Source organism: Cyclobacterium xiamenense, assembly GCF_042140265.1.
GTDB lineage: Bacteria > Bacteroidota > Bacteroidia > Cytophagales > Cyclobacteriaceae > Cyclobacterium > Cyclobacterium xiamenense_A.
In genome coordinates this window covers 3,510,398-3,522,463 of sequence record NZ_CP159481.1, presented here as the reverse complement: position 1 = coordinate 3,522,463, position 12,066 = coordinate 3,510,398, and the positions used below count along the sequence as shown (strand labels likewise).

Annotated in this window: 8 protein-coding genes; 7 read left to right on the top strand and 1 reads right to left on the bottom strand. The window is 49.6% G+C overall.

What is annotated here, in order from left to right:
* Positions 1-4: 4 nt before the first annotated feature.
* The gene (locus tag ABWH99_RS14430; RefSeq protein WP_375582553.1) at positions 5-460 is read right to left on the bottom strand and encodes a hypothetical protein; all 456 of its coding nucleotides are present in this window, start codon (positions 458-460) and stop codon (positions 5-7) included.
* A gap of 212 nt (positions 461-672) precedes the next feature.
* On the opposite strand from ABWH99_RS14430, the gene ABWH99_RS14425 reads away from it, so the two are divergent.
* From ABWH99_RS14425 to ABWH99_RS14395, 7 genes are all read left to right on the top strand, one after another.
* Complete coding sequence (locus tag ABWH99_RS14425; protein ID WP_375582552.1) at positions 673-1,389, top strand: orotidine 5'-phosphate decarboxylase / HUMPS family protein; 717 nt, start codon at positions 673-675, stop codon at positions 1,387-1,389.
* Positions 1,390-1,517: 128 nt separating this feature from the next.
* Positions 1,518-2,543 carry a zinc-binding dehydrogenase gene (locus ABWH99_RS14420; protein ID WP_375582551.1) on the top strand — a complete coding sequence of 342 codons (1,026 nt, stop codon included), beginning with the start codon at positions 1,518-1,520 and terminating at the stop codon, positions 2,541-2,543.
* 2 nt (positions 2,544-2,545) lie between these two features.
* The gene (locus tag ABWH99_RS14415; protein WP_375582550.1) at positions 2,546-3,337 is read left to right on the top strand and encodes an SDR family NAD(P)-dependent oxidoreductase; all 792 of its coding nucleotides are present in this window, start codon (positions 2,546-2,548) and stop codon (positions 3,335-3,337) included.
* Between the two features lie 18 nt (positions 3,338-3,355).
* Positions 3,356-4,243 carry a sugar phosphate isomerase/epimerase family protein gene (locus ABWH99_RS14410; protein ID WP_375582549.1) on the top strand — a complete coding sequence of 296 codons (888 nt, stop codon included), beginning with the start codon at positions 3,356-3,358 and terminating at the stop codon, positions 4,241-4,243.
* 60 nt (positions 4,244-4,303) lie between these two features.
* Positions 4,304-5,179 carry an SMP-30/gluconolactonase/LRE family protein gene (locus ABWH99_RS14405; RefSeq protein WP_375582548.1) on the top strand — a complete coding sequence of 292 codons (876 nt, stop codon included), beginning with the start codon at positions 4,304-4,306 and terminating at the stop codon, positions 5,177-5,179.
* 1,902 nt (positions 5,180-7,081) lie between these two features.
* Entirely contained in the window at positions 7,082-7,471 is a 390-nt protein-coding gene (locus ABWH99_RS14400; RefSeq protein ID WP_375582547.1) for a hypothetical protein, read from the top strand.
* Between the two features lie 461 nt (positions 7,472-7,932).
* Entirely contained in the window at positions 7,933-11,721 is a 3,789-nt protein-coding gene (locus tag ABWH99_RS14395) for a class I SAM-dependent DNA methyltransferase (protein ID WP_375582546.1), read from the top strand.
* The last annotated feature ends 345 nt before the right edge of the window (positions 11,722-12,066 follow it).

Sequence of the window (12,066 nt, the reverse complement as noted above, 5' to 3'; positions counted from 1 at the left end):
AGAATTAAAGTTCATCCGGTTCCCTTTCGGGGATATCCGGACCGGTTAGGATGAGTTTTCCGGTCAGACGATCGGCGGTAAAATCCAACCGAATTTTTTCCGGATCGGATTCATGGATGTTCAAACAGGCATTGTAATACACTTTGTGGAAACCCAACCAAAGGCTCCCTTTCAGAAACGGTTCAGCTGCGATTACATCCAACAGGCGAACGTTTTCTGCAATCGCTCCGGTGGAACGCGTGTAATAGCTCAGAAAAATACCTACTTCCGTTTTCTTTTCCGAAAACAGGGTTTCGAAAGCGGATTTCAATCCCTGTTCTTGTGAATTTTCCGGCCAATCAAAAACCCAGGTTTCCCGCATGGTAAACAACAATTGATGAATGCTTCTGCTTCGGGAACTCGACCAAATCAGGAATAGTCCATTTGTGAAAGAATCCTGTAATACATGCGAAAATCCCATCGCGCTTTAAATATAAATAGTTAACTTAGAATCGAACAGTTTATGAACCAACAATTCCCATTTTACATGACACCCACGATCTTTTTTTTGAATTTTCCAAACTTTTCGTACCGCCGTATCCATCGTGTCCACGGCTAACTCCCTGAATCGAAATCGTTCCGTTCAGGATTTTGCAAGCAACCCATTATCGTTTCACAAAACAACCCAAACGAATGAAACCTATAGTTCAAATCAGTTTAGATTTAACAAATATTGACGAAGCGCTGGAAACGGCCGCTCTGGCCATGCGGGCCGGCGTAGACTGGCTGGAAGCCGGCACGCCACTAATTTTAGCCGAAGGCCTGCACGGTGTGCGCAAGCTGCGGGAGGCTTTTCCCAATACGCCCATTGTGGCCGACCTGAAGACCATGGATGGGGGCTACCTCGAGGCAGAAATGATGGCCAAGGCCGGTGCTACCCACGTGGTGGTCATGGCCCGGGCCCACGAAGAAACCATCAAATGCGTGGTGCAAGCAGGTAAGGACCATGGCGTGAAAGTTATGGGTGATAACCTGGGCTGCCCCGATATGGTAGCGGGGGCCAAATTTTTGGAAGACCTGGGTTGTGATTACATTGTGCACCACATCGGATACGACGAACGCCGGGGCATCGCTGCGCAAGGCCGACGCATGCCCAGTCCGCTGGACCAATTGCGGGAAGTGGTGAAAGCGGTGAGCATCCCCGTTCAGGCCGTTGGCGGGCTAAGCCTGGAGCAGGCCATTTCCACACCCACCTACGGAGCTCCGCTGGTGGTCTTGGGCGCTCCACTCACCATCGATGCGGATGCCTTTAAAACAGCCGATGGAGACCTGGAAGCCTCGCTACGCAAAATCTGCGATGCGGTACATGCGCACGGCGATGTGGATATTCCTAACGAAGCAAACAGATGAATAGGAGCTTGCATGAGGCAGGGCGGCAGGAGGAAAACCTCACACAACGGCCTGCCGGGATTAAATCATGCAGCGATCTCCTTTCTGCCAACCGGCAGGCATTTGGCGAATAAAAAAATGATAAACAAATGAAATCAGCAGCAGTAGTCAATTACGCAGAGGCCAAAGGCTCTGTGGAAATACGGGAAATCGAGCAACCCGAAATCGGAGAGGGTGAGGTTTTACTGGAAGTAGCAAATGTAGGGGTTTGTGGCAGTGACCTGCACCAATGGACCTCTGACCATAGCTGGCCGGTAAACTACCCCGTGGTGTTGGGGCACGAATTTGGTGGCAAGATCGTGGAGATCGGACCCCGGGTGGAGGGATGGAAAACCGGGGACCGGGTGGTCAGTGAGACCGCAGCGGTGATCGACCCTTTAAATCCCATGAGCCGGGTAGGCTTGTACAACCTGGACCCTACCCGCAAGGGCTTTGGTTATGGTGTGAACGGGGCCATGACCCGGTTTGTTGCCGTACCGGCCCGTTGCCTGCACCATGTTCCGGAGCAGGTGCCTTTTGAAGAAGCCTGCCTGACGGAGCCTTGTTGCGTGGCTTACAACTCCGTGGTCATGAATTCCAACATTCGCCCGGGGGACCGGGTAGTGGTCATCGGACCCGGTACCATCGGCATGCTTTGCGCCGTTATGGCGCGTCTGAACGGAGCCGAGGTAGGCGTGCTTGGGCTGGAGGCCGACCGGGGCCGCCTGGAAATAGCCAAAGGCTACGGCTGCGAAGGCCTGATTGGCGATGCAAGCGAATGGGCCCGTTCCCGGGATGGCATGGGTGCCGATCTGATCGTAGACGCTGCCGGAGCCAGCGCCACCCTGAAAATCGCCATGGACCTGGTGCGCCCCAATGGGCAAATTACCAAGGTGGGTTGGGGGCCGCAGCCCTGTAATTTTTCCCTGGACCCCATCGTACAAAAGAACGTGCGGCTGCAAGGCAGTTTTAGCCATAACTGGCCCATCTGGGAAAAAGTTATCGGCATGATGGGCTCCGGCATGCTGGATGTCAAACCCATTATCGGGGGCATATGGCCCGTTACCTCCTGGCTGGAAGCCTTCGAGAAAATGCATCATGGAGAAGTAGTAAAAAGCGTACTCAAACCCGTCTGATCATGCGATTGAAAGGAAAAGTAATCATCGTCACGGGCAGTACCACGGGTATAGGCAAGGCCATTGCCCTGCGTTGTGCGGCAGAAGGCGCCAGGCTGGTGATACACGGATTGGAAAAAGACTGGGGAGAGGCGGTACTGCAGCAACTAGGAACGGAGCAAGCCGTGTTGCACATCGAAGACCTGCAGAAAGAGGGTTGTGCAGAGCGCCTGGTAGCCCTGGCCAAAGAACGGTTCGGAAAACTGGATGCGGTGGTCAACAATGCCGCCTGGGTGGTTTCCTCCGATTTCGACAGCGTGGACCGGCCCTTTTTGGAAAAAGTCTTGTCCATCAATTCCATTGCCCCTTTTCTGCTGATCAAAGCCGCACTGCCCGAGTTGGCGGCCAATCGGGGCAACGTTCTGAACATCGGTTCGGTCAACGCCTGGAGTGGGGAACCCAACCTGCTGGCCTATAGCATGTCCAAAGGTGCCTTGATGACGCTTACCCGAAACCTGGGCGATAGCCTGTTTCGCGATAAGGCTGTCCGCGTCAACCAAATCAATCCCGGCTGGGTGCTCACAGAAACCGAAAAACAGCGCAAAAAGGAGCACGGCCTGTCGGATACCTGGTACGAAGACCTTCCCAAGATGTATGCCCCGGCCGGGCGGATCATTGCTCCGGAGGAGATCGCTGCCGCCGCCATCTTTTGGCTCTCCGATGAGTGCGGGCCCGTGAGTGGGCAGGTCATGGAACTCGAACAATATCCGCTGATCGGCCGAAACGCCCCCAAAGATGCAAGTACCATTCATTAATTTTTCAACCCCTACACTATGCCAAAATTAGCCGCATTTCCCAAAGCCTACATGCAGGCCCTGTGCAAGGATGGATCCATGAAACTGGAAGAGTGGATTCAGCTGGCAAGTACCCTGGATATCGCCGGACTAGAATGGTATGCGGGATTCCTGGAAATGGAAGACCGTTCCCGCTGGTCCGAATTCAAAGCCCGGGTGGAAGATACCGGTAAGGAAATTCCGATGATGTGCTGCTCCCCGGATTTTACCCATCCGGAGGCCGCCTTCCGGGAAAAAGAAATCGTCAAACAAAAACACTGGATCGACATGACCCATGCATTGGGGGGGAGCTATTGTCGGGTATTGTCCGGGCAAAAGCGTCCGGAACTCAGCCTGGACGAGGGAGTCAAACTGGCTGCCGATGCCATCATGAGCTGCATTCCCTATGCCGAGGAGCGGGGCATCACGCTGATCCTGGAAAACCACTACAAGGACGATTTTTGGACCTACCCCGAGTTTGCCCAGAAAATGGACGTGTTTTGCCAATTGGTGGACCGCATACAGCATCCCCATTTCGGGGTCAATTACGATCCCAGCAATACCTTTCTGGCAGGGGAGGATCCTCTGGAATTGCTCCACCGGGTATCGGACCGGGTGGTCACCATGCATGCCAGCGACCGCTTCCTGAAATACGGGACCATTGAAGACCTAAAAAAGGAGGAAGGAGGAGCCGTGGGCTATGCCAAACGACTGAGCCATGGGGAAATTGGCAAGGGCCTGAACGATTACGATGCCATCTTTACGGAACTGAAGCGCGTGGGATTCGACGGTTGGGTCAGCATCGAAGATGGGGTGGATGGTATGGATCAGCTCGAACGCAGCGTCGCCTTCCTGAAGAAAAAATTGGCCATGTATTGGCCCGAATAAGTCGATTAGCACAGGTTTGGCCGGACTTTCTGCTGCCGGCCAGGCGAAAAAATAATTTCCATGACGAACGCAAAACTACTGGTCGATTCCCGATGTACCCTGGCGGAAAGCCCCGTTTGGGAGCAAGCCCGGGAAAGTTACCTTTGGGTAGACATCGAAAATGGTATCCTGTACCGGTTGAAAAGGGGAGCAAATACTCCTGAAAAATGGAGCTTTCCCCATCGGCTGACCATGGTCATTCCGGATGAAAACGGAGGCTACCTGCTGGCACTGGATCGAAAACTCGCCAAATTTGATCCCGAATCGGAGCAACTGGACTGGCTTTGCGAAGTGGAGCAGGACAAGCCGGACAATCGCTGGAACGACGGGGCCTGCGATAGCAGGGGGCGGCTATGGGCGGGTACCATGAGCACCCGATTTACCCAAAACTCCGGTTCCCTGTACCGGGTGGATAGGGATGGGATTCCCGAAAAGGTCATCAACCTGGTCAGCATTTCCAACGGCATTTGTTGGTCCCTGGACGAAAAGACGCTGTACTACATTGACAGCCCTACCCGAAAGATACAGGCTTTTGACTTTGATTTGGAAAAGGGCTTTATCAGTTTTAACCGGATTGCCGTGACAATACCGGAGGAGCTGGGTACCCCGGACGGCATGTGCATGGATCGGAACGGGAAGCTCTGGGTGGCGCATTACGGAGGATTTGGTGTCTACTGCTGGGACCCCGAATCCGGCCTGCAGCTGGACAAGATCGATCTGCCCGCACCCCATGTCACCTCCTGTGCCTTTGCCGGTCCGGAAAGCAACGAATTGCTGATTACCACCGCCCGGGAAAACCTTTCCGCGGAACAACTGCAGCAGTATCCCCAAAGTGGGGGCGTCTTTATCGGAACCCTGCCGGCAACCGGAGCGAGCGTCTACGGGCCGGGCTTTTGATAGACGGAGGCAGGAAGGGAGTGGAATAATTTTTCCACTGCAACCGACAGCCCCGCCGTGGCCGGATGGGTGCAAAGCCGAAATGATTTTCCACGGTTTTTTTTCCAGCAGCAGGAAGATTTTGTACCCAGGCCGGATTTTTTGAACGGTCCTTCGGCCCATTTTTAAAAAATTCTACGATATTGTTCGTGAATCAGGAAACCGGTTGGGAAGGGCTGGTGGGTGTTTGGAGCGGGCCGTCTATTTATTGGCTCTCGGCGCTTGTTCGGATGGATTTCGTTCTTTCCGTACGCAGGATTGGTCGAAGAACCAAAGGAGATAAATGCCCATAAACGGGGGAAGGCTTTCCCGAAAAATCCGGAACAAGTTGTCCAACAATGTTTTAACCGCAATCTGAAACCATTACATCACTAGTTATATTTTTTCGCAGATGGCCTTTCAAACAGATTGTGTTGGGCGGAATCAGTTTATCACTCCTTTTCGTGTACAAAGAGGCACTCCTCCGCTACTGGTAGGGATCCCGAAACTCCCTGCGCTGCACAGATTACCTTTACTTCCAACGAAGGTAGGTAGGAATGTCTTTTAAACGCGCCTTTTTCCCGCAGGGATCAGAAAAGCAAATGAACAGTTCTACGCGAACCCTGTCAATAGTAGCTCAAAGTGCTTGATTTTAAACTATTTCACATCACTGGTAGCCCAAAGGTATTTCGGTCCAAGATTCCTGAAAAAACCGGCAGGAGTATCAGCGCTCGCAAATGAATGAAATCCGTTCATTTACATTTTAAAGCATCCAGCAAGTTGGCACACTCTAGATTGTTTAAATTGTGACTATATATAAAAAAAAAGCTAAACTATTAAAGATGTAAAGAGAATCCTATAATTTGTTTTGTACTTCTGTTTCGTACATTGGCAGGTTGTGCAACGATTTTGGGTGTTCCGGTAATGGAACACCAGTGAACGAAACCCGCTCGGAGCGGGGTTCGGGTTGGAGTATTAATTGCCGATATCATTCTGTTCTGGCCGGGAACAATAGCCGACTTTGCCACCGGAGCTATTTACAAACCAGATCAACCAATGTCTACAAATAAGGAGTAATCAGACGATTAGGAGTCTTCAAGATAAGCTGAGTTTTTTTAACTGGTATTTGCTGTTTTGGTCCTTTAATCCACGTGATTAAAGGACTTTTTTTATGTACAATAAACCGCAGTCTTCACGTACAACAAGTCGACTGACTACGGATGCCCTGAACCAAGCAGTCTACTCGTTTAATTCCAGCCTACCGAAAGGTCACACCGGACTGACATCGAATCAGGCGATCTGGTCGGTACGAATAGATAATCGCCCAATCAGTAATTCTGGGTGAGCAAAACGTACCAAGAGTGGCTGTGTCTGAACCAAATCCTCTACCTTACAAATGCTGCGCAGGCAAGGCATGGAGGAATTTTTACCGGAAAAAAAGGAAGATGCCACAGAGCGATTGCTGGGTAGATTTCCTGACCTCCCGGCCTGTGGGTAGCGGTTATCGGTAGGTTTCCGGTGGGTTGCAAAGCCAACTAGTATTCCTTCGGATATTTTCCAACAGCCGGAAATTTTGCTGCTCCTCCGGGTTTTTTGAACAATCTTTCGGCCGATTTTTAAAAAATTCTACGATATTGTTTATGAATCTGGACACCGGGTGGGAACAGCCGGCGGGGGAATCGACTACTTTTTGTTGGAGTGCGGCGCGTAGTTAGGGGTCTTTTAACGATTAGCCCGGATGGTTTTCTTTCTTACCAAACGGTATACCCGGTAGGGAAATAGATGCAGCCAAAAAAGCCACTTAAATATAGGGTACCCGGTTGTAAATAAAAACGGCGAGATGTGTACATAAATTACCTCTATCGACCGCGTAGATGACAAATTATGAAAAAGCAAAAAACTTCAGGTAATCCCAAGAAAATAAGAGCCATTTTGTTTTTAATTCCCTTGGTTATCGTCCATTTACTCCTTGACTTCTTTTATCGCCCAATGGCGTATTCGTATTCATTCAACGACTTCGGTTTCAAGGATTCATTTACTCAGCTAACAGCGGTACCAGGTATTTCTTTTTTGATGATTCTTTTTGAGAAAGACGATACATGGAGTGGAACAACCGGAAAGATATTTCTTGTAATAATTCCAGTAATGGCCATGTTAATGTACGAGGCAATTCAACCATTTATAAGCAAATCAACATTTGATCAGCTGGATATTCTCTACACCCTACTAGGTGGATTAGCTAATTCAATTTTGCAATTTAAAATCATGCGATAGGACGTAACCGTGAACTAAAAAAAGGATTGAAATAAATGCTCGTGATAAATTGATGGATAAAATCTGTTTAGGTTATACCGGACACCTAAATTCCAATCACTTAAAACGCCTTTTCCCGGTATACGCAAGTGAGGATTGATAACGAATTACTTCAAGAACTACCGTAGCCAATGTTACCCATAGGTAGGTATGTATTTCTTCCGTCGTACAACAGGAAAGAGCTGAATTTAAAGTTCCGTTCACCGTAGAAAAGTTTAGAGGCAAAAATCGCTGCCGACGTATCGCTAGGATTCCCTTGTGCGTTAGGCAAAGAAAGCCAAAGCGCAGGCGAGTGCACCTGGATTTTGCAGACAGGTGACCAACGCTGAAAAAACCGGAATAGCCATTTTTTGCCGACAATCGGACAGGAAAACGCGCAGAAAAAACTAACTTAACTGTCTGAAAGGAAAGACACGGTATAAATGAACCTCAACCCACTAAAACCACGAAAAGCCCTTAACAAGGCCTTTCTGAAAGTAAAGCCCAACAGGAAGGACATCGAAGCGTTTAAGGCCAACCTGATCCAGCTGCTCGATCGTACCAACGATACGGAATCGGAGGAGTTTCACAAGAACCTGGTCCGGGATTTTCTCAAAAAGACCTACTACGAGCCCGGCCATTTTATCAATACCAAGGGGAGAAACGACCTGGTCATCCACAACGGCGAGAAGGCTTCCAGTCCGGTGGGGGTGATCATCGAGGCCAAAAAACCCACCAATAAAAGCGAGATGGTCCGCAAGGAGGAGTTGAACGCAAAGGCCTTCCAGGAACTGGTACTCTACTACCTCCGGGAGCGGATCAGCCAGGGCAACCTGGAAGTCCGGCACCTGGTCATTACCAATATCCACGAGTGGTTTATCTTCGATGCCAGCACCTTTGACCGGCTCTTTGCCCAAAACAAAAAGCTGGTCCAGCAATTTACCGACTTTGAAGCCGGCCGCCTGGCGGATACCCGGACGGATTTTTTCTACAAGCAGATCGCCGAGCCCTTTATCGCCAGCATCGATTCCGCAATCGATTTTACCTACTTCCACCTGCAGGAGTACCAGAAGCCCCTGCGGAACACCGACAAGAAAGACGATACGGTACTGATTGCACTTTTCAAGCTCTTGTCTCCGGAGCACCTGCTGAAGCTGCCCTTTACCAACGACAGCAATAGCCTGGACAAGCGCTTTTACAGCGAGCTATTGCATATCATTGGCCTGACCGAAACCAAGCAAGGAGGCAAAAAACTAATCGAACGAAACCCAGCGGGCGAGCGAAACAGCGCCTCCTTGCTGGAGGATGCCATCATTGAACTGGACAGCCTGGACAAACTTAGTCGCCTGGAACGCCCCTCCCAATTCGGCGCTACCCAGGAGGAGCAGCTGTTTAGCGTGGCCCTGGAGCTGTGCATCACCTGGATCAACCGCATCCTCTTTCTCAAGCTACTGGAAGCCCAGCTGATCAGCTACCATAAGGGCGATACTTCGTATGCCTTTCTTAACCTGGACAAAATCAAAAACTACGACGACCTGAACGGCTTGTTCTTTCAGGTACTGGCCCGGAAACACGAGCAGCGCAACGAAGACGTGGTCCAGTTATTTGAGAAAGTGCCTTACCTCAATTCCTCGCTGTTTGAACCCACGGACATGGAGCAGGATACGCTTTTTATCAGCAATCTGCAGGACGATAAGACCCTTCCCATCCTTTCCCGAACGGTACTGAAAGATCCGCAAGGAAAGACGCGTACCGGTCGACTCAATACGCTCGAATACCTCTTTGAGTTTCTGAATGCCTACGACTTTACCAGCGAAGGTTCCGAAGACATACAGGAAGAAAACAAGTCCCTGATCAACGCTTCGGTGCTGGGATTGATCTTCGAAAAGATCAACGGCTACAAGGACGGCTCCTTTTTCACCCCTGGCTTTATCACCATGTACATGTGCCGGGAAACCATCCGTAAAGCCGTGGTGCAGAAATTTAACGAAGCCAAGGGCTGGAACTGTACCGACCTGGAAGGGCTGTACGATAAGATCGAGGACCGGGAAGAAGCCAATGCCATCGTCAATAGCCTGAAGATTTGCGATCCGGCGGTGGGATCCGGCCACTTCCTGGTCTCGGCACTCAACGAGATGATTTCCGTTAAAAACGACCTGCGGATCCTGCAGGACCGGGAAGGCAAGCGCCTGAAGGAATACCAGGTGGAAGTGGTGAATGACGAGCTGATCGTCACCGACGAAGATGGGGAGCTCTTTGACTACAACCCCCGCAACAAAGAGCGGCAGCGAATCCAGGAAGCGCTCTTTCACGAAAAGCAGACCATTATCGAAAACTGCCTTTTCGGCGTGGACATCAACCCCAATTCGGTCAAGATCTGCCGCCTGCGGCTCTGGATCGAGCTGCTCAAAAATGCCTACTACCTGCCTGCCCGCCAGGCAGGCAAGAACCCCACCGAACTCGAGACCCTGCCCAATATCGATATCAATATCAAGTGCGGCAACTCCCTGGTCAGTCGCTTTGCCATCGATGCCGACCTCAGCCAGGCCCTGAAGAAAAGCAAGTGGAGCATCGATAGCTATCGGGTAGCCGTGGACACCTATCGCAATGCCGAAAGCAAGGCGCAGAAGCAAGAGATGAAGCGCCTGATCGCCGATATCAAATCCGATTTCCGCAGCGAGATCGCCAAAAACGATCCCAAGATCAAGCGCAAAGCCCAGCTAGCCGGCGAGCTATACAACCTGACCATGCAGCAGAGCATGTTTGACGAGGACCCCAGGCAGAAAAAACTCCGGCTGGCCAAAGTCGCCAAACTGGAAGAAAACCTGACCAAACTGGAAACCGAGATCGAGGAAATCAAAGCCAACAAAATCTTCGAAAATGCCTTCGAATGGCGCTTTGAATTTCCTGAGGTATTTAATGATGCCGGGGATTATGTGGGTTTTGATGTGGTGATTGGAAATCCTCCGTATATCCGGCAAGAGGAGTTATCCGTAGTAAAACCCTACCTGCAAAATAACTTCAAGACCTATGCCGGAACAGCCGATCTTTACGTCTACTTCGTGGAACTAAGCATGAACCTCTTGAAAAATGACGGCAACTTTGTCTTTATCGTACCCAATAAATGGATGCGGGCGGGTTATGGAAAAGCACTTCGGAACTATGTCAAAACCTTCGACATACAGGAATTATTGGACTTCGGCGATTTGCGGGTTTTCGAAGAGGCCACGACCTACCCGCTGATTATTGGTTTGGCCAAACGTAATCCATCAGAAAAATTTAATGCGGTTAACTTACAGACACTGGACTTTCCGATGGGAATGGATCGCTACCTAAAAGAAAACCGGATTGAGGTATTGGTAGCAGGACTTGAAGCCGAGGGCTGGACTTTAATGGATAGCAAATCGCAGAAACTTCTGATGAAGCTAAAATCGAAAGGCGTTCCGCTATCTGACTATGTAGAAGGAAAAATATACTATGGGATAAAGACAGGCCTGAATGAAGCCTTTGTTATCGATCGGGAAACCAGGGAGCGACTAATCGCCGAAGATCCGAAAAGCGCCGAGCTGATTAAGCCGTTTTTGGCAGGGAGGGATATCAAGCGGTACCAACAGCCAAGGAGTGATAAGTTTTTAATCTTGATTAAAAATGGTCAAACAAAAGAACTCTTTGGCATTTTAGATGAAGCAAATGCCTTTGCTAAAATCTCAGAGATATATCCGGCAGTAATGGATTATTTGACAAACTATCGTACAAAAGCCAAAGCACGATTCGACCAAGGCCAATATTGGTGGGAGTTAAGAGCTTGTGATTATTATGAAGAGTTCGAGAAGGAAAAGATTATCATTCCCGCGATTGTCAAAAGTGCATCGTATGGCTTTGATAGAGAAGGGCATTACAGCAATGATAAAACCACCATCATTCCCACAAACGATTTGGTCCTGTTAGGAGTCATGAGTTCAACGCTTGTGGACTTCTACCTGAAGTCCATAGCATCAACAAAGCAGAACGGATATTTTGAATACAAGCCTATTTACATCGCTCAATTGCCTATTTTGAAACCAACCAACGAAATTCGGGAAAAGTTAGAAAACCTGGTTTCTGAGATCTTAGAATCCAAGAAACAATACCCAAATTCAAATATATCTGAACTAGCGTCAGAGATTGACCAATTGGTTTATCAGCTATATGAGCTGACGGGGGAGGAGATTCAGATCGTAGAAGGAAACTAATCAAATTGGAAGATGAAGGGAACAAGCTTTTTGTAATTGAAACCGAATTTAATAGGTGTCCTGACCCGGTAGAAAATCATCGTAGTCCTAATGGAAACGAACCGATCGATGCAGGAGCAGGATCGGGCGGGTGTTGAATCCTAGCATCATGGTGTTACTGAGTTTCAAATTTTTTATTTGATTTTGGTGGGGAACCCACGCTAACGGGCCTACCGCGCATGGCAAGCCCAGCGCTGATCTTGACGTCAATCTTTGGCGGCATGCAGTTGGTTTACATACCGTGCGGAATAGGTAGGTTTATTGTTGCTATTTTTTAACTTATTGATCTCGTGTATTTTCCAGTGT